This window comes from Pseudomonas sp. MC6 (assembly GCF_054790575.1).
On sequence record NZ_CP186504.1, the window covers coordinates 3061511 to 3084608 of the forward strand.

At 58.3% G+C, this 23098-nt stretch carries 27 protein-coding genes and 1 pseudogene; 11 read left to right on the forward strand and 17 right to left on the reverse strand.

The features are described 5' to 3' along the window. Nucleotides 1-5 precede the first annotated feature (5 nt). From ACOYXE_RS13600 to ACOYXE_RS13640, 9 genes are all read right to left on the reverse strand, one after another. Complete coding sequence (locus tag ACOYXE_RS13600; protein WP_007914061.1) at nt 6-1415, reverse strand: circularly permuted type 2 ATP-grasp protein; 1410 nt, start codon at nt 1413-1415, stop codon at nt 6-8. 487 nt (nt 1416-1902) lie between these two features. Next, nucleotides 1903-2250 carry a ribonuclease E inhibitor RraB gene (locus tag ACOYXE_RS13605; protein ID WP_007914059.1) on the reverse strand — a complete coding sequence of 116 codons (348 nt, stop codon included), beginning with the start codon at nt 2248-2250 and terminating at the stop codon, nt 1903-1905. Between the two features lie 209 nt (nt 2251-2459). Beyond that, the gene (locus tag ACOYXE_RS13610) at nt 2460-2693 is read right to left on the reverse strand and encodes a hypothetical protein (protein WP_093441755.1); all 234 of its coding nucleotides are present in this window, start codon (nt 2691-2693) and stop codon (nt 2460-2462) included. Between the two features lie 172 nt (nt 2694-2865). Further along, the gene (gene speE, locus ACOYXE_RS13615; protein ID WP_460929625.1) at nt 2866-3741 is read right to left on the reverse strand and encodes a polyamine aminopropyltransferase; all 876 of its coding nucleotides are present in this window, start codon (nt 3739-3741) and stop codon (nt 2866-2868) included. Between the two features lie 239 nt (nt 3742-3980). Continuing rightward, nucleotides 3981-4172, reverse strand: coding sequence for a PLDc N-terminal domain-containing protein (locus ACOYXE_RS13620; RefSeq protein WP_007914053.1), 192 nt, complete (start codon nt 4170-4172; stop codon nt 3981-3983). A 71-nt stretch (nt 4173-4243) separates the two neighbouring features. Further along, entirely contained in the window at nt 4244-4774 is a 531-nt protein-coding gene (locus ACOYXE_RS13625) for a hypothetical protein (RefSeq protein WP_160057015.1), read from the reverse strand. Between the two features lie 86 nt (nt 4775-4860). Next, nucleotides 4861-5379, reverse strand: a complete 519-nt coding sequence (locus tag ACOYXE_RS13630) for an ankyrin repeat domain-containing protein (RefSeq protein WP_160057013.1) — start codon at nt 5377-5379, stop codon at nt 4861-4863. A gap of 97 nt (nt 5380-5476) precedes the next feature. Then, the gene (locus tag ACOYXE_RS13635) at nt 5477-7315 is read right to left on the reverse strand and encodes a long-chain-acyl-CoA synthetase (protein ID WP_160057011.1); all 1839 of its coding nucleotides are present in this window, start codon (nt 7313-7315) and stop codon (nt 5477-5479) included. 105 nt (nt 7316-7420) lie between these two features. Continuing rightward, on the reverse strand, nt 7421-7654 hold the full coding sequence (locus ACOYXE_RS13640) for a hypothetical protein (RefSeq protein ID WP_160057009.1): 234 nt from the start codon (nt 7652-7654) through the stop codon (nt 7421-7423). Nucleotides 7655-7705: 51 nt separating this feature from the next. Between ACOYXE_RS13640 and ACOYXE_RS13645 the strand changes: the two genes are divergently transcribed. Further along, nucleotides 7706-7984 (forward strand): DUF3509 domain-containing protein, encoded by a 279-nt coding sequence (locus ACOYXE_RS13645; protein ID WP_008080936.1) that lies wholly within the window; start codon nt 7706-7708, stop codon nt 7982-7984. 189 nt (nt 7985-8173) lie between these two features. Here the strand turns inward: ACOYXE_RS13645 and mtnC are convergent, their stop codons facing one another. From mtnC to aroC, 5 genes are all read right to left on the reverse strand, one after another. Continuing rightward, nucleotides 8174-8857 carry an acireductone synthase gene (mtnC, locus tag ACOYXE_RS13650; RefSeq protein ID WP_160057004.1) on the reverse strand — a complete coding sequence of 228 codons (684 nt, stop codon included), beginning with the start codon at nt 8855-8857 and terminating at the stop codon, nt 8174-8176. 4 nt (nt 8858-8861) lie between these two features. Continuing rightward, nucleotides 8862-9407, reverse strand: a complete 546-nt coding sequence (locus ACOYXE_RS13655; RefSeq protein WP_405122036.1) for a 1,2-dihydroxy-3-keto-5-methylthiopentene dioxygenase — start codon at nt 9405-9407, stop codon at nt 8862-8864. A gap of 93 nt (nt 9408-9500) precedes the next feature. Further along, nucleotides 9501-10127: a methylthioribulose 1-phosphate dehydratase gene (locus tag ACOYXE_RS13660; RefSeq protein ID WP_008080933.1), complete on the reverse strand. Its 627-nt coding sequence runs from the start codon at nt 10125-10127 to the stop codon at nt 9501-9503. Next, nucleotides 10124-11269: an MFS transporter gene (locus tag ACOYXE_RS13665; protein ID WP_160057002.1), complete on the reverse strand. Its 1146-nt coding sequence runs from the start codon at nt 11267-11269 to the stop codon at nt 10124-10126. Before ACOYXE_RS13665 ends, ACOYXE_RS13660 begins: the two co-directional genes overlap by 4 nt. Before the next feature lie 31 nt (nt 11270-11300). Next, entirely contained in the window at nt 11301-12392 is a 1092-nt protein-coding gene (gene aroC / locus ACOYXE_RS13670; RefSeq protein ID WP_077571784.1) for a chorismate synthase, read from the reverse strand. Nucleotides 12393-12522: 130 nt separating this feature from the next. Between aroC and ACOYXE_RS13675 the strand changes: the two genes are divergently transcribed. Next, complete coding sequence (locus tag ACOYXE_RS13675; protein ID WP_127926456.1) at nt 12523-13476, forward strand: alpha/beta hydrolase; 954 nt, start codon at nt 12523-12525, stop codon at nt 13474-13476. A 99-nt stretch (nt 13477-13575) separates the two neighbouring features. After that, nucleotides 13576-14367, forward strand: coding sequence for a hypothetical protein (locus ACOYXE_RS13680; RefSeq protein WP_150794495.1), 792 nt, complete (start codon nt 13576-13578; stop codon nt 14365-14367). Nucleotides 14368-14456: 89 nt separating this feature from the next. Here ACOYXE_RS13680 and prmB read toward each other — a convergent pair whose 3' ends face one another. Further along, nucleotides 14457-15365 (reverse strand): 50S ribosomal protein L3 N(5)-glutamine methyltransferase, encoded by a 909-nt coding sequence (prmB, locus tag ACOYXE_RS13685; protein ID WP_460929632.1) that lies wholly within the window; start codon nt 15363-15365, stop codon nt 14457-14459. Nucleotides 15366-15604: 239 nt separating this feature from the next. On the opposite strand from prmB, the gene ACOYXE_RS13690 reads away from it, so the two are divergent. The 3 genes from ACOYXE_RS13690 (at nt 15605) to ACOYXE_RS13700 (ending at nt 17278) form a co-directional block, all read left to right on the forward strand. Beyond that, nucleotides 15605-16195 carry a cysteine hydrolase family protein gene (locus ACOYXE_RS13690; RefSeq protein WP_007914026.1) on the forward strand — a complete coding sequence of 197 codons (591 nt, stop codon included), beginning with the start codon at nt 15605-15607 and terminating at the stop codon, nt 16193-16195. Between the two features lie 130 nt (nt 16196-16325). Beyond that, entirely contained in the window at nt 16326-16646 is a 321-nt protein-coding gene (locus ACOYXE_RS13695) for a hypothetical protein (protein WP_007914024.1), read from the forward strand. Between the two features lie 74 nt (nt 16647-16720). Further along, nucleotides 16721-17278: a Smr/MutS family protein gene (locus ACOYXE_RS13700; protein WP_127926454.1), complete on the forward strand. Its 558-nt coding sequence runs from the start codon at nt 16721-16723 to the stop codon at nt 17276-17278. A gap of 142 nt (nt 17279-17420) precedes the next feature. Here ACOYXE_RS13700 and ACOYXE_RS13705 read toward each other — a convergent pair whose 3' ends face one another. Next, a complete protein-coding gene (locus tag ACOYXE_RS13705; protein WP_405122039.1) occupies nt 17421-18041 on the reverse strand; it encodes a hypothetical protein in 621 nt (206 codons plus the stop codon). 249 nt (nt 18042-18290) lie between these two features. Between ACOYXE_RS13705 and ACOYXE_RS13710 the strand changes: the two are divergent. From ACOYXE_RS13710 to ACOYXE_RS13720, 3 genes and pseudogenes are all read left to right on the forward strand, one after another. Beyond that, nucleotides 18291-18540 (forward strand): annotated as a pseudogene (locus ACOYXE_RS13710) (site-specific integrase); the annotation flags it as partial. A 22-nt stretch (nt 18541-18562) separates the two neighbouring features. Beyond that, entirely contained in the window at nt 18563-19108 is a 546-nt protein-coding gene (folE, locus tag ACOYXE_RS13715) for a GTP cyclohydrolase I FolE (protein ID WP_019826593.1), read from the forward strand. Nucleotides 19109-19214: 106 nt separating this feature from the next. Next, nucleotides 19215-19586: a glutathione S-transferase N-terminal domain-containing protein gene (locus tag ACOYXE_RS13720; RefSeq protein ID WP_405122040.1), complete on the forward strand. Its 372-nt coding sequence runs from the start codon at nt 19215-19217 to the stop codon at nt 19584-19586. 161 nt (nt 19587-19747) lie between these two features. Here the strand turns inward: ACOYXE_RS13720 and ACOYXE_RS13725 are convergent, their stop codons facing one another. Then, nucleotides 19748-20914 carry an aminotransferase-like domain-containing protein gene (locus ACOYXE_RS13725; RefSeq protein ID WP_460929636.1) on the reverse strand — a complete coding sequence of 389 codons (1167 nt, stop codon included), beginning with the start codon at nt 20912-20914 and terminating at the stop codon, nt 19748-19750. Between the two features lie 82 nt (nt 20915-20996). Between ACOYXE_RS13725 and ACOYXE_RS13730 the strand changes: the two genes are divergently transcribed. Together ACOYXE_RS13730 and ACOYXE_RS13735 are read left to right on the forward strand one after the other, a co-directional pair. Further along, entirely contained in the window at nt 20997-21443 is a 447-nt protein-coding gene (locus ACOYXE_RS13730) for a MarR family winged helix-turn-helix transcriptional regulator (protein ID WP_160056992.1), read from the forward strand. A 291-nt stretch (nt 21444-21734) separates the two neighbouring features. Next, nucleotides 21735-23084, forward strand: coding sequence for an NCS2 family permease (locus ACOYXE_RS13735; protein WP_460929638.1), 1350 nt, complete (start codon nt 21735-21737; stop codon nt 23082-23084). The last annotated feature ends 14 nt before the right edge of the window (nt 23085-23098 follow it).

Here is a 23098-nt window from a genome sequence, read left to right on the forward strand (position 1 = left end):
TTCCTTCAATCCTCGACCACCCAGGTGTCCTTGGTTCCGCCGCCCTGGGAGGAATTCACCACCAGGGAGCCTTCGCGCAGTGCCACACGGGTCAAACCGCCAGGCACCACGCGGGTTTCGCGCCCGGACAAGACAAATGGACGCAAGTCGATATGGCGCGGGGCGATGCCGTTTTCGACAAAGGTCGGACAGGTCGACAGCGACAGCGTCGGTTGCGCGATGTATGCGTGCGGCTTGGCTTTGATGCGCTCGCGGAAGGCGTCGATTTCGGCCTTCGTCGATGCTGGCCCCACCAACATCCCGTAACCACCCGAGCCTTGGGTTTCCTTGACCACCAGATCTGGAAGATTGGCCAGGACATGGGAAAGTTCAGACGGGTTGCGGCATTGCCAGGTCGGCACGTTCTTCAGGATCGGTTCTTCGTCGAGGTAAAAACGGATCATGTCGGTGACAAACGGATACACCGATTTGTCGTCCGCCACGCCGGTACCGATGGCGTTGGCCAGCACCACGTTGCCCGAGCGATAGGACGACAGCAGCCCCGGCACACCAAGCATCGAATCAGGATTGAACGCCAGTGGATCGAGGAACGCATCGTCGAGGCGGCGGTAGATCACGTCCACCGCTTTCGGGCCGTCAGTGGTGCGCATGAAAACCTTGTCGTCACGCACGAACAGATCCGCACCCTCGACCAGCTCCACGCCCATTTCCCGCGCCAAAAAAGCGTGCTCGAAGAACGCACTATTGAAGCGCCCCGGCGTCAGCACCACCACGCTTGGGTCATCGATCGGACTTGAGCTTTTCAGGGTATCGAGCAACAGGTTCGGGTAGTGATCGATCGGCGCAATGCGCTGGGCGGCGAACAGCTCCGGGAACAGGCGCATCATCATCTTGCGGTCTTCGAGCATGTAGCTAACGCCGCTCGGCGTGCGCAGGTTGTCTTCGAGCACGTAATACGTGCCGTCGCCATCACGCACCAGATCGACGCCGGAGATGTGCGAATAGATATCGCGGTGCAGATCCAGGCCTTGCATCGCCAACTGGTATTGCTCGTTGGCCAGCACCTGTTCGGCGGGAATGATCCCGGCCTTGATGATGCGCTGCTCGTGATAGAGGTCGGCGAGAAACATGTTCAACGCTTTGACGCGCTGGATGCAGCCGCGCTCGACGATCCGCCATTCACTGGCAGGGATGCTGCGCGGAATGGTGTCGAAAGGAATCAGGCGCTCGGTGCCCTGCTCGTCGCCGTAGAGCGTGAAGGTAATGCCGGCGCGATGGAACAGCAGATCGGCCTCGCGTCGCCGTTGAGCCAGCAGTTCGTCAGGCGTGTCGGCCAGCCAGCGGGCGAACTCCCGATAATGCGGGCGAACCTGGCCGCCGGCATCGTACATCTCATCAAAATAGGTGCGGATCATGCCGTACTCCTTGTCACCCGGACATACAGGCCTTCGCAAGGCCCGTGCCATCGGCATAAACGCTTTGATTTCAATCGGTTGGAAATACACGCCGCAGGCACCGCACCATTCCTGTGCGGCAAATGCCCCAACCGGATTGCCCCCGCTTCATTGCGACGCACTGCATCGCCTATCACCAGCATAGTCAGAGTTGATTTCACTGCCCGGCGCTGCCTGCGGATAATCCGCGCATTCGCTGCAAAACTTCCGCGTGCACAGCGCCGCGAAGTCGCCAGCTCAACTGATCTGGACTGCCCTCGCAGCCCGCCCCGCTGTAACCCTGACCGGTTTCCTCTCCTTGTCGGTCTTCCCTTTTAGCCACCCTCTCCGGTGGCTCTTTTTTGCCTCGGTTTCTTGTTTCAGGGTTTTGCCACGGCGCTTTGCGTACGCCGGAAACGACAACGGCCAACCCGAAGGTCAGCCGTTGTTCAACCATTGAAATCAGAGATCAGTTCAAACGGTGGCGATTGCGCACCTCCTGCTTCACGCCCCAGCCTTCGATGATGCCGCCCAAAGGTTCAACCACGGCAGAGAATCCCTGCTCGAAGTCGCCGATATCGTCATACGTCGCGTACATCACTTTGCTCAATTCCAGCGCCCACGCACCGTCATCACGCACGCTGACCTGAGCATTGATGGATTCACCGCGAAATTTGCCTGCCGCCCTGCGCGCCCGCTCCTCGTCCGGGAAAATTGCGTAGAACTCGATGGGATGGAATCGGGAAAAATCGAAACCGCCTTCTTTCATGCGGCGCAGAACATTGCTGCTGATGTCTTCTTGATAGGCTGTGCTCATGAATCGTCCCCCTCGCATAGATGGATAGACTTTCCGTATTCCCGCCCCGGGCCTCTGGCCAAAGTACTACGGCAACGTGGTTGCACGCGGGAACAAGCATGTAGCTGACAAGACCAGACCTTAGCGATCCGTTCGCTGATCTCGCTTGCAGAGTAGCCCCAAGTTAGAGCCGCTGCCAAGGCCTGGTGTGAAAGGTGTCAGGAAGAATGTCAGACGGGAGTAATGCTGCGGATTTCGATGCTGTTCTGGGTTTTCAGGTTTTTCACGCCCGCATCGGCGGTGCGCCCTTCCAGATCGTTCAGGTCCAGTTCGGCGGCGACGGGCAGAAGCCGTGCCTTGATCAATCGAGCGGCCTCATCGTCGCTGGGGCATTCCGCGCGCTCGAACACCTCATCGACAATTTCACCATGATCGTCCACGAAAGTGACTTTCCACTTTTGCATCGGTGCCTCCTCGATCAAACCCGCAAATGGGCTTACACCTATCTCGACTGTGTACGCCGAAAGTTGGTTCAAAAGGATTACAGCGGGCAAAGATGAAAAAAACGACATCTATCGTGGGGGGCAAACAAATGTGGGAGCGAGCCGGCTCCCACAGGGGAGTTGCAGTGTTCTTTTAGTCGTTGCTTGGCTTGTTGATCGCCTGCAGCACGTATTGCGGCAAGGCGAAGGCGCCGATGTGGATTTCCGGGTTGTAGTAGCGGGTAACGATGCCGCTGCCGATGAAGCGCTGTTGCAGGGTTTCACGGCTGAGCTTGCGGTAGGCCGGGTTGGTCGAGCCCCACGCAAATGTCATCGAGCCGCCGATGTAGGTCGGTACGGCCGCCTGATAGAAGTGCCAGTCCGGGAACAGGCTGTTGAGGCGACCGGCGGTGGTTTTCACTTCGTCGATCTGCATGAACGGCGTGCCGTTCTGGGTCACGAGGATGCCGCCCTCGTTCAGGCAGCGGTGGCAGGCCTGATAGAAGTTTTCCGAGAACAGCACTTCGCCCGGGCCGATCGGGTCGGTGGAATCCGAGATGATCACGTCGAATTTTTCCGTGGTGGTGGCGACGAAACGCATGCCGTCGTCGATCACCAGGTTCAGACGTGGATCGTCGTAGGCGCCGCTGGAGTGGTTCGGCAGGAACTCTTTGCACATGTCGACCACGGTGCCGTCGATCTCGACCATGGTGATGTGCTCGACACCGGCGTGCTTGGCCACTTCGCGCAACATGCCGCCGTCACCGCCACCGATGATCAGCACGCGCTTGGCACTGCCGTGAGCGAGGATCGGCACGTGGGTGAGCATTTCGTGGTAGATGAATTCGTCGGCTTCGGTGGTCTGGATCACGCCGTCCAGCGCCATGACACGGCCCATACGCGGGTTCTGGAAGATCACCAGGTGCTGGTGTTCGGTGCGCACTTCGTGCAGCAGTTTTTCCATGCGAAAACGCTGGCCGTAGCCTTCGTAGAGGGTTTCCAGGTACTCGCTGGTTTTGGTGACGGTCATGGTCAAGTGCTCCGATGAATGCGCGGGCGCCAATCGTGGGGACGATTGCCCGGGAAAGGCGCGCATTCTACGTTGCCGAAGATGACAGGTCGAACCTCACTTCATCGGCAAACCATAATCCCTTGTAGGAGTGAGCCTGCTCGCGATAGCGGTTTTTCAGTCACTGACTCATTGACTGGAAAATAGCTATCGCGAGCAGGCTCACTCCTACAGGGTATTGCGGTGTTCTCGGGATCGGGTCAGATCCGCACGTTGCCGCGCGGCCCGGCGATCGCCCAGATGATCAGGCCCAGCACTGGCAGGAGGATGATCAGCAACACCCAGACGATTTTCATCCCGGTGGTCGCGCCGCTTTTCAGCACATTGATGATGGCCCAGATGTCGAGGGCAAGGATGATCAGGCCAATCAGACCGTTGAACGTGGAACCCATGGTGTCGCTCCAGAATAGTGGCATGCACTTTTAGGATAGACGGTCGCGCGCAGGGTTCCCTTTTATTACGTTCAGACGTGAACGGCGATCTTCAAGGCTTCCAGCGAAGGCGCGGCGGCGATGCCGACTTCGGCGCACAGTTCCAGCACCCGAGGCACGTCGTTGCCGAAAACCAACACCATTTGCAATTCGTCGTCGAGCAGTTGACTGAAGTTCATCAGCGTGTAGCCGCCGTTTTCCTTGTTCATGCTGCTCATCTGCACCTGGATGCGGTTGAGCGCGACCAGCGCTTCGGTCTTGGCCAATTGCTTGGGCTTGAGGTTGAAATCCACGCCTGGGCCGAACGAGGCGACGATCTGCGCGAACAGGTCGCCATAGGTGTCTGCCTGGAACAGCACGGTTTCCGGCAAGCTACCGACCACGACCCACTCGCCCAGCGGGATCGGGAAGGTGTCGTCGTAGTTGATGTCGGGGTTGGCTGCCAGAAAAGCATCGGCATCGGCGTAGGCCTGTGCCGCTTCGTCGGCGACTTTCACGATCTCGTCCTCGCCCATGCAGCCGGAGCTGATTTTGCTGATGAGTTCGACGAGTGCAGCTTTCATGAGGGCGGATCCTGTGGCGAAGGTGAATTTCGAGGGCGCGAAGGATAGCGCATTCTCTCCTTCGCCACAGTCCATCAGAAGGGATTTCAGCCCGACAGCTTTTCCAACTGAGCAGTGGTATCAACCGCGCCCATCGTCCGTGCAGCGTCCAGCGCAGTCACGCCATTGGCGTCCTTGGCCTGCGCGTTGGCGCCTTTGCTGATCAGGTATTCAACGATTTCAACACGGTTGAACATCGCTGCCATCATCAGCGCCGTACGCCCGTCAAACGACGAGCCCTCAATCTCGGCACCCGCCTCGACCAGCGCCTTGACCACTGCCAGATCACCTTTGAACGCCGCACCGGCAATCGGACTCTGGCCGTTGCCATTGCGCATTTCCGGGTCGGCCTTGTGTTTAAGCAGCACTTGCACCGCATCCACATGGCCGTAGTAGCTGGCCAGCATCAGCAATGTGTCGCCCTTGCTGTTTTTCAGGTTCACCGGCAAACCGGCCGTGACCAGACGATCAAGCATCTCGGCATCACCGTCGCGCGCCTTGTTGAAAACCTGCTCGGTGAATTCGGCAGCTTCTTCAGGGGTCATCTGGCGGCTTTGGTCGGACATGGTGCAACTCCACTTTCGGTCAATCGGAAAGCCGACAGTTTCCCGAGCGAGACGCTGGCTGTCACCCCCTTTTTCTCAAGTCACGCCATAGCCAGTTTCAATAACGATGCTTGCCCTGATGAATTTCCGCCAACACTTCGTCGGTGACTCGAACGTAAGTCTGCGTGCCGGGCAGCCAAGCGTAAATCGGGTCATCGCTGGTCTGGCCGGGGTCGAAGCCTTCATTTTTCAATCGGGTTTTCTGGTATTTGAAGGTACCGGTGGTTTCCATTTTTACCTTCACCCGCAGGAACAACGGCACCGCGTAAGCCGGCATACGTTCGCGGGCAAAGGTCAGCAACTCGGCGAAATCCAGCGTCGCCAGGGACTCCGCCGGCGTGATAGCCGCCATCCCGGCACGGCCGTTGGTATTGCGAATTTCCACCCCATAGGCCACCGCTTCGGAGATGTGCGGGTGTTGCAGCAACAGGTTTTCGACTTCAGTGGTCGAGACGTTCTCGCCCTTCCAGCGATAGGTATCACCGAGTCGATCAACAAATTGTGCGTGGCCGAAACCGATGTTGCGCAGCAGATCACCGGTGTTGAAAAAGCGATCGCCTTTGCTAAACACGTCGTGAAGGACAACTTTGGCGGTTTTTTGCGGATCGGTGTAGCCATCCAGCGGCGCCTTTTCGTCGATTCGCGCCAGCAGCAAGCCCTGCTCGCCCTTGCCGACCTTGCGCATGAAACCGTCGGCACCGCGCAGCGGCTCTCCGCTGTCATGATCGTAAGCCACCAGCTCCCAAGCCATCAGCGAGAAGCCAATGGTGTTGTCGAAGTTGAGGATGTTGGTAAAACCAATGTTGCCGTCGCTCGCCGCGTACAGCTCACAGATGTGCTCGACGGCAAAGCGCGTCTTGAACTCAGCCCAGGCGCCGGGGCGCAAGCCATTGCCGATCATCTTGCGCACCTCGTGGCGGCTGTCATCGGCGCTGGCAGGTTGATCGACCAGATAGCGGCACAACTCGCCGACGTAACCGATGGTCGTCGCGCGATAACGACGCACGTCGTTCCAGAACTGGCTGGCGCTGAACTTGCGACGAATCGCGAAGCCCGAGGCGCCGTTGACTGCCGAGCCCCAGCACACGCAAAGACCGGTGGCGTGATACAGCGGCAAGGTGCAGTAGACGACATCGTCGGGGCCCATGTTGAGGGCGATCATGCCGAAACTGGCGGAGCTGCGCATCCAGCGCCCGTGCTTGAACACCCCGGCCTTGGGCAGGCCGGTGGTGCCGGAGGTGTAAATGTAGAAACACGGATCGTCGAAAAACACCTGCTGACTGCTCGGCGGATTATCACTGGCGGCGTCGGCACTGGCGCTGATCAGATTGACGTAGCCTTCGGGCGCAATGCCCGGATGGCTATAGGTGTCCTGATCGGCGACAAACCAGGTGCGCGGCGTGGTAATCGCCACTTGCTCGCGAATCGCCGCATACGCCGGAAGCAGTTCTTCGCCGACGACAATTGCCACCGGCGCCACCAGATTCACACTGTGGATCAGCGTGTCGCGAGTCTGCGAGGTATTGAGCAGAGCACTGACCGCGCCGACCTTGGCCAGCGCCAGAATGGTCACCAGCAACTCCGGGCGGTTTTCGATAAACACCGCGACCACGTCGCCCTTGCCGATGCCCTGCCCGTTCAGATAATGAGCAATGCGGTTGGCCCACTGATTGACCTGCGAATAGGTCAGCGATACATCGCCCTGCAATAACGCCGGCCCCTCGGGATTGCGCAGTGTCGCTTGCTCGAACGTCCAGCCAAGGCCACAGCTTTGGGTCGGATCCGTGACGTTGGCCACCTTCATGCCCTTGACCACCCGAGGGATAGCTTTGGCGATCATCGGCAGTTTGCGGAGCATCATGCCCCAGGTAATCGTGTCGCTTGGCGCGTGGCTCATAAAAGCTCCCCGTCCGACCTTGGCGTGCAGGTCGATGTTTTTATTTTTCGGGCTTTGGCTTGCAGTAACCGACGCGTGCGAGCGCGGGTCGAGATCGAAAATACGTCAGCGCTTCTCAGACTGTACACGCGGTTTTTGCAATGTTTTGTATCCGCTGATCGGCCGAGGGCGGCGATGATCATCGGGTAAGCGATTGGTTCCGTTGTTTCGATAACGATCCCGCAAAATGCAGGATGCACGATGGCCATTCATGCAGTTTGCACGACGACCTGAATTTTCATTATTTATAACTAATTGATTTATAACGATAATTTTATTTTTAAATGCTGGCACAATCACTGCAACCTCCTTTGCATGCTTGCCATTCAAGTGCATACGGAGCTGAAAGACATGAGCCTGATCCAAGAAAAATTTACCTCCCTGTTCTCCAACTTCGACGTCACCACTGCGCCACGTCCCGATGGCGGGATCCTGCTGACTCTGCGCAGCAGCGACGGCAAAGTGTTTAAACGCGCACTGACTTATCAACAACTGCATGCCGGCGACCAACTGTCGTGGGCGATCAGTGCAATTCGCCGCGACCTGGCTGAACAGGCCAGTGAACTGCCGCAAATTGCCATGCTGCAGAGCCAGCAGCGTTTTGCCCTGCCGACTTATCACTCGCTGTAACTTCTAAAGCGCTTTAAACAAAACAGGCCGTGGAGCTCTCGCTTCACGGCCTGTTTTTTTATGCGCGATCTCCATCGCGATCGCGAACTCTTTGTAGGAGCTGCGGAACGCTGCGATCTTTTGATCTTTTTTTTAAGATCAGAATCAAAAGATCGCAGCCTTCCGCAGCTCCTACAGGGATTGTGTGGGTTAGAAGGCTTCGGGTTCGATGCCGGTGAAGGTGTCGACGGTGATGTGGCTGCCCAGCTCGCCGCCTTCGCGAGCCAAACCGCAGGTTTGCAGGCCGGCAGACTGCGCGGCGTCGAGTTCTTCGACGATATCCGAGAGGAACAGGATTTCTTCGGGTTCGACGCCAATGGCTTTCTGGATATTGGTGTACGACTGCGAATCGCGCTTGGGCCCCGACGTCGTGTCGAAATAGCCGCTGAACAGCGGTGTCAGATCCCCCGCCTCCGAGCAGCCGAAAATCAGCTTCTGCGCCTGAATCGAGCCCGACGAGTACACAAACAGTTGATAACCCGCCTGATGCCATTGCTTGAGCGCTTCAACGGCATCCGGATAAACATGCCCTTTCAACTGCCCGGCGTGATAACCCTGGGCCCAGACCATGCCTTGCAAGGCCTTGAGCGGAGTGGCTTTGCGATCTTCCTCGATCCAGCTCAAGAGGATTTCAACAACCCGTTCAACATCCGCCTGCGGTGCATTGCTGTCACGGCGCACGGCATCAAGTTGCTCGGCGACATCGGCGCGCTCGGCGTTCTGACGGACAAAGTCCGGCAGGTGTTTAGCGGCATACGGAAACAGCACGTCGAAGACGAAACTCACCGCGCTGGTGGTGCCTTCAATGTCGGTGACAATGGCTTTGATCGACATCGAATCAGTCCTCCAGTCGCGGGAAACGACCGGCGATGTCTTCGCCGGTGAAATTGGCAACCCAGCCTTCAGGGTTGTTGAACAGACGGATCGCGACAAAGTGCGGATGCTCGCCCATGTCGAACCAATGCTTGGTGCCGGCCGGCACTGAAATCAGGTCGTTCTTCTCACAGAGCACGGCGTAAACGTAATCGTCGATGTGCAAGGTAAACAGGCCACGGCCAGCAACGAAAAAGCGTACTTCGTCTTCGCCATGGCGGTGTTCTTCGAGAAACTTGGCGCGCAATTCGGCTTTTTGCGGGTGATCGCTGTTCAGGCTGATGACGTCGACAGTGATGTAACCGCGCTCGGTCATCAGTTGGTCGATCTGCTCCTTATAAGCGCTGATCACTTCTTCCTGGGTGGCACCGGGCTGGATTTTCGCGGCGGCATGCCAGCGGTCGAAGCGCACGCCCTGTTCGGCCAGGGTCGAGGCGATGTCTTCAAAGTGGGTCAGCACTTTGTTGGGAATCTCGGGGCTGGAGACGTGATAGACGGACAGGCTGCTCATTGGGGCAATTCCTCGGTATCGGCCTTGCCGTCCGGTTCTTGCAGACCGGTCGGGCACAGCATTTCATCAGGCAAATGGCTACTTCCGGTGAAGTCAGCCTTGGCGGTTCATGACGCTGCGGGTTTTCAACTCGCATTCAAACAGAAATTCAAAGGCCTCGATCTGCCGCAGCGCGTCGTTCATCTGCGCGCCCCAGGTGTAGAGGCCGTGGCCGCGAATCAGATAACCGACACAATCAGGATGGGCGTCGAGCCAAGGCTGCACCTTGGCGGCGAGGCGCGCAATGTCCTGATCGTTGTCGAAAATCGGCACGCGCACCCGGGATTCGTGGGTCGAAACGCCGCTGAAGGCTTTCTGCAATTCGTAGTCTTCGAACTCGATAAAGTCTTCCGGGGTCAGGCGCGAGAGCACCGTGGCGTTGACCGAATGGGTATGCAACACCGCGCCGATCTCTGGGCGCCAGCTGTAGAGCTGGGTGTGCAGCAAGGTTTCGGCAGACGGTTTTTTACCCGGCTCCAGGCTGTTCCCAGAAAGGTCAGTGGCGAGCACATCGTCCAGACCCAACTGGCCCTTGTGCTTGCCGGACACGGTCAGCAGCGCTTCGCTCGGCGACAGGCGCGTCGAGTAATTACTGCTGGTGGCCGGCGACCAGCCGCGACCATAAAGAAAGCGCCCGGCGTCGACGATTTGCTGGGCGAGTTGTTCACGCGTAAGGCTCATGGCCTGTCCTCTTGCATACGTGTGGCAATGATAACGGCAGCAGCGAGCGCCGCGAGACTGGCAATACTAAAGGTCAATGTCGCGCCGAGGGCATTCCAGCTGTAACCGGAATACAACGCGCCGAGCGCACCACCGGTGCCGGCCAGTGCTGCGTACAACGCCTGGCCCTGCCCTTGCTGGCGGGCGCCGAAGCTACGTTGCACGAACGCGATGGCAGCGGCGTGAAAACTGCCGAAGGTCGCCGCGTGCAGAATCTGCGCGAGCAACAGCACCCACAGAAACTCGGCGAACGAACCTAGCAGCAACCAGCGCAGCGCCGCCAGCAGAAAACTCGCCATCAGCACGCGGCGCAGGGAAAACCGCGCAAGAATCCGGCTCATGGCCATGAACATCAGCACTTCGGCGACCACGCCCACGGCCCAGAGCATGCCGATCGTGCCGCGTGTGTAGCCGAGTCGTTCGAGGTGCAAGGTCAGAAAGGTGTAATACGGGCCGTGGCTCATTTGCATCAGCGCCACACAGCCATAGAACGCCAGCACGCCGGGATTGCGCAGTTGCTTGAGGAAGCCCTCACTGCTCGGCCGATTGCCTTGCGGCGGTTGCGCATTCGGCACCCACAGGCTGCTGAGGACGATGCCGGCCATGATCAACACCAGCGCCGCCGGATAAATGTCGAGGCTCAGCCATTCGAACAGCCGCCCCAACACAACCACGGTGATAATGAAACCGATCGAGCCCCACAAACGAATCTGGCTGTAGCGCGAGGTCTGCCCTTGCAAATGCGCCAGGGTAATGACTTCGAACTGCGGCAGCACCGCGTGCCAGAAGAATGCGTGCAGCGCCATGACCATCGCCAGCCAGGCGTAGGTCTTGCTGACGAAAATCAACGAGAAGGTCAGTAGTGTGCACACCGCGCCAAAGCGCACGATGGCCAGGCGTCTGCCGGTGTAATCGCCGAGCCAGCCCCAGATGTTCGGCGCCACGCAGCGCATCAGCATCGGAATGGCGACCAGCTCACCAATCCGCGCCGGACTGAAGCCGAGGTGATCGAAGTACAGCGCCAGAAACGGCGCTGTCGAACCGAGCAAGGCGAAATAGAACAGATAGAAACTGGACAGCCGCCAGTAAGGGAGCGCCGTCACGGTTATGCCGCGACGGCTTTAGAGCCTGCCATCAAAGCTGACCCAGCACCGGCGTGCTCACGCGCACATCGGCGTTCTGGCCACGGTGACGCAGCAGGTGATCCATCAGCACAATGGCCATCATCGCTTCGGCGATCGGCGTGGCACGAATGCCGACGCAAGGGTCGTGACGACCCTTGGTGATCACGTCCACCGGATTGCCGTGGATGTCGATCGATCGACCCGGGGTGGTGATGCTGGAAGTCGGCTTCAACGCCAGATGCGCAACGATCGGCTGACCGGAGGAAATACCGCCGAGAATGCCGCCGGCGTTGTTGCTGAGGAAACCTTCCGGAGTCATTTCATCGCGGTGTTCGGTGCCGCGTTGCGCGACCGAGGCAAACCCAGCGCCGATTTCCACGCCTTTCACTGCGTTGATGCTCATCAGTGCGTGGGCCAGTTCAGCGTCGAGGCGGTCGAAAATCGGCTCGCCCAGACCTGGCATGACGCCTTCGGCGACCACGGTGATTTTTGCGCCGACCGAGTCCTGGTCGCGACGCAATTGATCCATGTAGGCCTCAAGCTCAGGAACCTTGTCCGGATCCGGGCTGAAGAAGGCGTTCTCTTCCACCGAATCCCAGGTCTTGAACGGGATTTCGATCGGGCCGAGCTGGCTCATGTAGCCACGAATGACGATGCCTTGGCTGGCCAGGTATTTCTTGGCGATTGCACCGGCGGCCACGCGCATCGCGGTTTCGCGGGCCGAACTGCGGCCACCGCCACGGTAGTCGCGCTCACCGTATTTATGGTGGTAGGTGTAGTCGGCGTGGGCCGGACGGAACAGGTCCTTGATCGCCGAGTAGTCCTTGGACTTCTGGTCGGTGTTGCGGATCAGCAAGCCGATCGAGCAACCGGTGGTGCGCCCTTCGAACACGCCGGAAAGGATTTCGACTTCGTCGGCTTCCTGACGCTGGGTGGTGTGGCGGCTGGTGCCGGGCTTGCGGCGATCGAGGTCGCGCTGCAGGTCTTCGAGGGAGATCTCCAGGCCCGGCGGGCAGCCGTCGACAATGGCGACCAACGCCGGACCATGGCTTTCGCCAGCGGTGGTGACAGTGAACAACTTGCCGTAGGTATTGCCGGACATGCAGGACGCTCCGTGAAATCAAACCCAAATTCGTGATGCGCGCCAGTATACGCAGGCTAACCGAGTAGTTCATCCTCGAACCTTAGTGGTGCTGGCGAGTCCAACCGGCACCTTGGCGAATGATGGCGTGATGATGCTGCGAGTTTTGATCTTGAGTCTTACCCTGTTTACGGGCTTTGCCCAAGCGACGGTCCTACAACGCCCGGTCACTTTGGATACCGGCACCGGCGAACTTTTCGGTTCGCTGCTGCTGCCAAAATCTGACAACCCGGTGCCGGTTGTCCTGATTATTTCTGGCTCGGGTCCTACGGACCGTGACGGAAACAACCCCGACGGTGGGCGCAATGACAGCCTCAAGCGCCTGGCCTGGGTGTTGGCCAAACACAACATTGCCAGCGTGCGTTACGACAAACGCGGTGTTGCCGCGAGTCTCGCTGCGACGCCGGATGAGCGCAATTTGTCGATAGAAGCCTACGCGGCGGACGCGGTGGCATGGGGGCAGAAGCTCAAGGCCGATCCGCGTTTCGGCAAATTGATTCTGCTCGGGCACAGCGAAGGCGCGCTGATTGCCAGCCTCGCTGCGCCGAAAGTCGATGCAGCGGCGGTGATTTCTCTGTCCGGCAGCGCCCGTCCGGTCGATCAGGTGATCCGCGAGCAACTAGCCCGCAGCCTGCCGCCACCGCTGATGCTGCGCAGTAACGAACTGCTCGACAGCCTCAAGGCTGGCCACACCGACGACAATGTTCCGCAGCCGTTGCAGGTGATTTTCCGCCCGAGCGTGCAGCCGTATCTGATTTCACTGTTCCGCCAGGACCCGGCAAAAGCGTTCGCGCAATTGAAGATGCCGGCGCTGATTGTTCAGGGCAGCAACGATATCCAGGTTGGCACCGAGGACGCGAAACGCCTCAAAGCCGTCAAACCGGACGCCGATCTGGTGGTGATCGAAGGCATGAACCACGTCATGCGCATCGTGCACAACGATATGAAGCGGCAATTGGCTTCTTACAAAGATCCAAATTTGCCGCTGGCAGCGGAACTGGGCAGCAAGATCATCGAGTTTATTGACGGACTTCGCGCCAGTTAAGCGTTGTTTGCCCTCCAGTCCTGCAAAAAACGGCCGATAAGCCTTTGTCGCCAGCGCAATGGCTGGCGACAAGCAGGGCTTGGACAGGATCTCGCCGTTATGACTGATACCCCGACTTCACCCGACACCACCGCTGAAAAAGACGCACCGCCAGCGGTCGAGCTGCCGTGGGCGGATGTCCACGTCGAGCACCACAAGATGCTCCGCCTGGCCCCGCTGCAGACCGACCGCAACACCGGCGGTCGCCCTTTGCGCTTCGTCGAATTCGGCTATGCCGAGCGCAACAGCAAAGAAAAAAGCCTGATGCGCATGGCCATCAAACTGCCCGGCCAGCGTGTGCGCAAAGAGCAGAATCAACTGGACGTGTGGGTTGATCACACGACCAAGCGTGTGCACTTCGGCCCGGACAGCGGCTTGCAGATCGAACCGATGAACCGTGGCATTGGCCGCTATATGGCCGCGCAAGGCATCAATTGGGCGAAAAAGCGCTGGCCGACCTACACCGTCGACGGCATGGATTTGAACAACAAGGACGCGCTGAACGAAGACACGCGTCTGCGTCGCGATCATTTCCTGCGTGTGCATGGTTTTGATGTGGTCTATGCCGATGCCCAGCATTTGAAGGGTAGCGTCAAGGAAGTGCAGGTTGGCGATCTGCTCGGTGACTGGAACAGCGAAAAGCTGCAGATCGTCGAAATTCTTGAAGCGGCGCAGATGCTTCAGCAAGCGGAGCAAAATCTGGCCGAGCAGGAAGTGAAGCTGAAGAAGCAGGAAGACAAGGTCAGCAAGTTCAAGCGTGAAGACGCCGGGCTGCGTTTCACCATCACTTGTCTGGTGGCGTTTGCAGTGTTTCAGGCAGGGTTGTTGATCTGGATTGCCACGCACCGGTAGATCAAAAGATCGCAGCCTTCGGCGGCTCCTACACGGGATGGTGTACCCCCTGGAGCTGCCGAAGGCTGCGATCTTTTGCTTTTAACGGGTCAGACGCGGGAAGCGAACAAGGCCTGATGATCGCGGCACTGCTCCGCCGTCAGCATGAACACGCCATGCCCGCCGCGCTCGAACTCGAGCCAGGCGAAATCGACTTCCGGGTACAGCGCGTCAACGTGTACCTGGCTGTTGCCCACTTCAACGATCAGCAAGCCCTTCTCGGTCAGATGATCGGCCGCTTGAGCCAACATCCGTCGAACCAGATTCAGACCATCATCGCCACACGCCAGACCCAGCTCGGGCTCATGTTGATATTCGTCCGGCATGTCGGCGAAATCTTCCGCATCCACGTAAGGCGGGTTCGACACGATCAGGTCGAAACGCTGACCCGGCAAACCATCAAAACCATCGCCCTGCACGGTGTAGACGCGTTCATCGACGCCATGGCGCTCGATGTTCTGGTTGGCCACTTCCAGCGCTTCGAACGACAGATCGGCCAGCACCACCTCGGCGTTCTGGAACTCGTAGGCGCAGGCAATGCCGATGCAACCGGAGCCGGTGCAGAGGTCGAGAATCCGCGCAGGTTCGGTGCCGATCCACGGGGCGAAGCGGTTTTCGATCAGTTCGCCAATCGGCGAACGCGGGATCAACACGCGCTCATCGACGATAAACGACATGCCGCAGAACCACGCCTCACCCAACAGATAAGCGGTGGGAATGCGTTCTTCGATGCGGCGCTTGAGCAGGCGTTGCAGGTTGACCAGCTCGTCGTCTTCCAGCGCGCAATCGAGGTAGCTGTCGGCGATTTCCCACGGCAGGTGTAACGCGCCGAGCACGAGTTGCCGGGCTTCGTCCCAGGCATTGTCGGTGCCATGGCCGAAAAACAGATCCTCCCCATGGAAGCGGCTGACGGCCCAACGGATATGGTCACGCAGGGTACGAAGGCGGGAAGTGATCACGGCGCAGAACTCCAGAAAAAACGACTGGCGATTCTAGCAGCCAAAACGTGCCACGACGACGCAGGAAAATCATCCGGACGACGGTAGGAGTTTTCTGTTTTTTGCATCGGCTATTGAACAGAACGTGTAACTTGACAAGGCTGCAGGCCAATAACGACGGTGCCTACGATGGTAGCGATTCACAGAACCGCTCAGCCAGAGGACAATGTCGCAAAAGCCCCACCCCAAGGAGCCCCAGAATGTCCGTTCCAAAAACGATGTTTCAACTCAGCGGTCGCGGTTACGCAGCGGCCACACTGAGCCATGCCACCGTGGTCATCATCGATGCCCAGAAAGAGTATCTCAGTGGCCCGCTGGCCCTGAGCGGCATGGACGCGGCCGTCGCGAACATCAAACAAGTGGTTGCCGCAGCCCGTGCAGCCGGTCGGCCGATCGTGCACGTGCGTCATCTCGGCACCGTCGGTGGCTTGTTCGACCCGCAGGGCGAACGCGGCGAATTCATCCCGGGCCTCGAGCCACAAGGCGATGAAACCATTATCGGCAAACTGCTGCCGAGCGCGTTCCACGGCACCGAGTTGCTCGATCGTTTGCAAAACCTTGGCTCGCTCGACTTGATCGTCTGCGGTTTCATGAGCCACTCCAGCGTCAGCACCACCGTGCGCGCGGCTAAGAACCTGGGTTTCCGCTGCACCCTGGTGGAAGACGCCTGCGCCACCCGCGATTTGCCGTTCAAGGGCCGCGTGCTCAGCGCCGCCGTGGTGCAGGAAGCGGAAATGGCGATCATGGCGGACAACTTCGCCACCCTCGCACTGACTCAAGACCTGATCTGATCTGCTCTGATGAGCGGCTCAGCACGCCGCTCATCCGCAAATTCCTCTCATTTGCCGCAAATGCCATAGCCTCAGGAACAACCCGGTCAACTCCCGGTCGAAGGGCCGATACCCATTGAGGAAGGTCGGAATGAAGTTATCCGATGGATTTGACGCACGCCGCTTGCGGCCCAAAGGCCAAAGCAACTGGCGTTTTCGATTCGGCGCGGCGATCGCGGCCATTCTGGCGACGTTCGGCGTGCTGCTGGCGATGGCCGGGGCGGCCAGCCTGCTCGGGCGCCCACCAGCGCTCGGTGACTTGAATGCCACGCCAATGGGCTCGGCAATCATTCTGGCGGTCGGTTTGCTGTTTCTGTATTTCGGTGTTGCTCTGTGGCGCCGCTGCCGCCGTCGCGCGCGGCAATCGCGGGAACTGAACATGTCCCCGCACCTGATGAAAAAACACGACTGAATCACCGGCCTGGCTTTTTGCCGGGCCGTTTTGTTTCGACTTGGGTAAACTGGCCGCCCTTCGCGGAGGCTGACATGCAAGACGACGATTTTTCCCTGTTCAAAAGTGCGATCCAAGGCGTCAAGCCGATCAAGCACGACCGCGCCGACACCGGCAAACCCAAGGCTGACCGCGCACAGATTGCCAAGCTGCGTCAGTCGGCCACCGTGCGCACTGACACCGCTACCGTTGATGGTCTGTCCGATCAGTTCGTGATCGACGTCGGCCCGGAAGACGAGTTGATGTGGGCTCGTGACGGGGTGCAGGAAAGTCAGATGCGCAAACTCAAGGTCGGCCAGATTCCGTTCGAGGGCAGCCTCGATTTGCATGGCATGAGTGTGGAAAAAGCCCGGGAAACCCTTTGGGCGTTTCTTGCCGAAGCGACCAAATTCGAAATCCGCTGCGTACGCGTCACCCACGGCAAGGCTGTGCGTCTGGACGGCAAGCGGCCGATGATCAAAAGCCACGTCAACACCTGGCTGCGCCAACATGCGCAGGTCCTGGGTTTCTGCTCGTGCCAGGCCAAACACGGCGGTGCCGGCGCGGTTTACGTGATGCTCAAACGCACCATGATGGAAGGCCGCGACGAATAATCCGCCCCCTCTGAAGCCCCGCATCGTTAGTCACGATGCAGGGCTTTCACTTTGCTGAAGCTGTTCGAATGGCGTTGCTGAACGGCAGCTTTCGGCAGTCGGCTTTGCACCCACTGCCAGCGCCCGTCGCGATAAGCGGGATTCAATGAGTGACAGGCGACAGCGCATCGTTCGCTGACGATGAGGGCACATAAACCGAATTGCTCTGCTCATGTTCCTCGTGGTGAGCCTTTTCGATACGGTACGCAAGTTCTTCTTCAAGGTTTTCATAGTCGACGTTTTTGCCATCTTCGTCGCGCAGACCACCATAGTTGAACACCACAAGATGCTTACGAAAGCCTTTACCCTTTCGCGCACTTGGCATCTTGAAAAAGATCTTCCATCGGCTGTCATTAAAGTTCGGCAGGGTGTCAGCCTTTTCGGCAATGATATGAAGTACTGTATTGAGCTGCATCTGAGCTATCCCGCTGTACGATTCGACCTCTGTGGCTTCAATCGATGTGTAGGGGACTAACCCATCAGCATTGAAAAACCAGATGCCTTTGTCCTTGAGGATCATCAAGGTTTGCGAGCCCGCGTTGCGATTCAGCCACGCCATGCCCAAATACCATAACGAACACACCAGCAGCAGCGCAGCGATTCCATTGGAGTCCATACGGAACCCCTGGATGGCCATGACCAAGAATAAAACACCGCCCAATAAAGCCCTCACAGGCACGCGGCGACGCTCGGTAAACGCCATATCATTGATTGTACTTTTCATGATTTTCCTTTGGCTAACGGGCGCGAAAATCGCATCCAGGTAATGCAAAAGGCCCTTTCGGGCCGTCGTTTCAATGAACCTTTCACTCAACGCTTGTTGCCTTCCACATGCCAAGGCTCAGCCTCGACACGCAGCCGCTCTGCGCGTTCTTTACACGGTAAACGTGACCTGCGGCCCGCGATTTTACTCGATAAAATCGCTGAAGTGAGAGATCGGGTCTGGCGCTCTGGGTGTCGGTGAGCGTTTCAGGCCGCGCTGACCGAATTGGGGATTCGCGCCCGCCGGCAATACAACTGCCGACACACATACGCTACCATGTGCCTCATGGCGGGTATGAACCCTGCGTTTATTGCCACTCAGCTCGGTCATAGCGTTCAGATGTTGCTATCGACTTACGCACGATGGACCCCATTCCAGCACTGACTGGGGTGAACTCGGCAAGCTCGAAAACAGCTTGATTGGTACAAAATTGGTACAGACAGAAACAGTACCCCTCTGAAACCCTTATGGAATCAGCCCCTGTGACACTGGAACAGAACTACACCGCGATTCTCGGCCAATTGGGCGAGGACGTCTCCCGCGAGGGCCTGCTCGACACGCCAAAGCGTGCCGCCAAAGCCATGCAGTACCTCTGCCGCGGTTATGAACAGACGCTCGAAGAGGTCACCAACGGTGCCCTGTTCAGCTCCGACAACAGCGAAATGGTGCTGGTCAAGGACATCGAGTTGTACTCGTTGTGCGAACACCACCTGCTGCCGTTCATCGGCAAGGCGCATGTTGCGTACATCCCGAGCGGCAAAGTGCTGGGCCTGTCTAAGGTCGCGCGGATCGTCGACATGTACGCCCGTCGCCTGCAGATCCAGGAAAACCTCAGCCGTCAGATCGCCGATGCAGTGATGCAAGTCACCGGCGCGCTGGGCGTAGCCGTGGTGATTGAGGCCAAGCACATGTGCATGATGATGCGCGGTGTCGAGAAGCAGAATTCGTCGATGATCACTTCGGTGATGCTCGGTGAGTTCCGCGAAAACGCAGCGACTCGCAGCGAATTTCTCAGCCTGATCAAATAATTCGCAGTACGAAAAAAAAACCGGCATTCATCGCCGGTTTTTTTTCGCCCGGGAAAAATCGGGTAAGCTGCGCGCCTTTCTTTATTTGCACCGTGAGGCTTTCAACGTGTTTGTCAAAGCGCTTCGTGTCGGCCTCGGCCAACTGGTTATCTTCATCGACTTCATCACCCGTCCGGGCAAGAAACAGCGCCCTGCCGAAACTCAGGCACAGGTCAACGCCGCTGCGAAGGGTCTGACCCTGTATCAGTTCCATGCCTGCCCGTTCTGCGTGAAAACCCGTCGTACGCTGCACCGCCTGAATGTGCCGGTGGCGCTGAAGGATGCGAAGAACAACGAGCAGGATCGTCAGGCGCTGCTGGAACAGGGCGGCCGAATCAAGGTGCCTTGCCTGCGGATTGAAGAGAATGGCCAGACCACCTGGATGTACGAGTCCAAGGCGATTATTGATTATCTGGATAAGCGCTTCGCTGCGGTCTGATGATTATGTGGTGGGCTGATTGACGCCTTCGCGAGCAGGCTCGCTCCCACCCTTTGGAATGCATTTTCACTGTGGGAGCGAGCCTGCTCGCGAAGAGGCCCTCTCAGCCACGGCAAATCCCAGACAAAAATAAACCGGCCCTCGAGCCGGTTTATTTGTTTTCAGGCCGCTTTCTCTAGCTGCGCCTGGCGCACCACCGCCGCCAATCGCTTCAATCCCTCATCCAGTCGCGCCGGATCGATGTGGCTGAAGTTCAAACGTAAATGCCCATGATGATTATCCGGATCCGGGAAAAACGGCTCACCCGGCATAAACGCTACATCACTGGCCAACGCATCATTCAATAGTGTTCGCGTATCCAGCGGTTGCTTCAACGTTAGCCAGAAAAACAACCCACCCTGTGGCATGTTCCAATCCGCCAGATCAGAAAAATGCGTTTCCAGCGCCGCTTGAAAGGCATTCCGCCGCTGCCGATAGAAGCCGCGCAACTCACTCAAATGCTGCTGATACTTTTCAGTACCAATCCACTGCAACGCCTGCCATTGGCCGATGCGATTGGTGTGCAGATCCGCCGATTGCTTGAGTTTGAGCAAGTGCGGAAAAAGATCGGGACTGGCGATCAGATAGCCGACACGCAAACCCGGCAGCAGGGTTTTCGACACGGTGCCGGTGTAGATCCAACTGGACTTCTGCAGACGCCCGGCAATCGGCTTCGCGCTGCCACCGTCGAAAGTCAGTTCACGGTAAGGCTCATCTTCGATCAGGGTGACGCCAAACTCGTCGAGCAAAGCCGCTACCGCTGCACGCTTTTCTTCGCTGTAGCGCACGGCGGACGGGTTCTGGAACGTCGGAATCAGGTAGATAAACGCTGGGTGATGTTGCTCCAAACGCTCGCGCAACTGCGCCAGGTTCGGGCCGTCGGACTCCTGCGGCACGGTCAGGCAATCGGCGCCGAACAGCTGGAATATCTGTAGTGCGGCGAGATACGTCGGCGCCTCCAGCAAAATTTCCGTGCCCTTGTCGATGTACAACTTGGCCGCCAGATCGAGGGTTTGCTGGGAACCGCTGACCACCAGCACCTGACTCGCCTGACACTCCAGTCCAAGCGCCCTCGCCTCCGCCGCCAACGCTTCGCGCAACGCCGGTTCGCCTTCGCTCATGCCGTATTGGCCAAGAGACAGCGGCATGTCGGCCCATTCAACCTTGGGCAACATGGCTTCAGCAGGCAAGCCGCCAGCGAACGACATGACCTCCGGACGCTGGGCGGCGGCGAGGATTTCACGGATCAAAGAACTTTTAAGGCGTGAGACACGTTCGGAAAAAGCCATGGAAGTCACCGGTAGCGAGGCGGACGAAAAATGAGTCAAACTGGTTGACTGAAATTACGACAGCTTGAGCGAGTACGTCAACATGATTGACCTTAAAAACCCATCCAGTCAGCAACAGGCGATGGAAGCGTTTTTCTTCGGCTATCAGGCCTTCACCGCCAAGGCTGATGAAATGCTCGAGCGCCGTGGGCTGTCGCGGGTGCATCAGCGCATTGTGTTTTTCATCGCGCGGTATCCGAATTTGAGCGTGAAGGAATTGCTGGGATTACTCGGCGTGAGCAAGCAGGCGCTGAACATGCCGTTGCGGCAGTTGCAGGAAATGCATCTGGTGGACAGCGTGGCGTCGGAGGCCGACAAGCGTAAACGCCTGCTGGAGCTGACGGCGGAAGGCGCGAAATTTGAACAGGCGTTGCGCCGTGAGCAGGTGAAATTGCTGGAGCGGGTGTTTGCCGAGGCTGGTGAAGCGGCGGTGAATGGCTGGTTGGCGGTGAATCTGGCATTGGGGAAAAGTCAGACGGCTCTCGATTGAATGGGACTGCTTCTTCGCGAGCAGGCTAGCTCCCACAGAGGAACGCATTTCAAATGTGGGAGCGAGCTTGCTCGCGAAGGGGCCATCAAGGGCGATATATCCCTATCGACGGAACTTTCGTAAACAAAACCAAAAACAATATTTGCTTTATTTGTACACAAAAGCATAATCCACAGCGTGCGAGTTCCTGACCGCATGGTCAACAAATTCGCGTATGCCTCAAAGGGCCGCTGCCACCCCTCATGGGTCCGGCCCTGGAAATAACAATAAAACTCTTGAGGAGTACTCGCTGTGGAAAGCCGCAAATCCGAAGCATCGACGCTGGACCTCTCGCCACCATTACGCAGTGGTCTGCTGGAACGTCTGTTCAAACTCAGCTTGCATGGCACCACGGTGAAGACCGAGCTGATTGCCGGTCTGACAACCTTCATCACCATGGCCTACATCATCTTCGTCAACCCGAACATCATGGCCGATGCCGGGATCGATCACGGTGCAGCCTTCGTCGCCACCTGTATCGCCGCTGCACTGGGCTGCCTGTTGATGGGCCTGTATGCCAACTGGCCAGTGGGTCTGGCGCCGGGCATGGGTCTCAACGCGTTCTTCACTTACACCGTGGTCGGCACCATGGGCTACAACTGGGAAACTGCGCTGGGTGCGGTGTTCGTCTCCGGTGTGCTGTTCATGATCCTGACTTTTTCGCGGATTCGTGAGTGGCTGCTCAACAGCATTCCGGTCAGCCTGCGCTTTGCGATGGGTGCTGGCGTTGGTTTGTTCCTCGGCCTGATCGGTTTGAAAACTGCAGGCATCGTCGTCGATAGCCCGGCCACACTGATCAAACTCGGCTCCCTGCGCGAACCTGGCCCGCTGCTCGCGGCCATCTGCTTTCTGATGATCGCGATCCTCAGCTATCACCGAGTCTTCGGCGCAATTCTCATCAGCATCATCACCGTGACCCTGGCCGGTTGGGGCCTGGGCATCGTGCACTACGAAGGAATCATGTCGACCCCGCCGAGTCTGGCTCCGACGTTCATGGCCATGAACGTCGCCGGCGTATTCAACGTCAGCATGATCAGCGTGGTATTGGCCTTCCTCTTTGTGCACATGTTCGACACCGCCGGTACCCTGATGGGGGTCGCCCAGCGCGCCAATCTGGTGAACGCTGACGGCCGCATCGAAAACCTCTCCCGGGCGATGAAAGCCGACAGTGCCTCCAGCGTATTCGGTGCCGTGGTTGGAGTTCCTCCAGTAACAAGCTATGTGGAAAGTGCTGCCGGTGTCGCCGCTGGTGGTCGGACTGGTCTTACCGCAGTCACCGTAGGTGTGCTATTTATAGCGGCAATGTTTTTCGCACCGCTGGCCGGCATGATTCCCGCTTATGCCACCGCCGGTGCACTGATCTACGTTGCGATGCTGATGATGGGCGGCATGGCCCACATCGAATGGGACGAAGCGACTGACGCTATCCCGGCCATCGTCACCGCGATCATGATGCCACTGACCTTTTCGGTCGCCGACGGCATCGCGCTGGGCTTCATCACCTATGTGGCGTTGAAGGCCGGGACCGGCAAGTACAAGGAAATTTCCGTGAGCCTGTGGATGCTCTGCGCGATCTTCATCGCCAAGTTCATCTTCCTGTAAGCGCTACGCGGTTC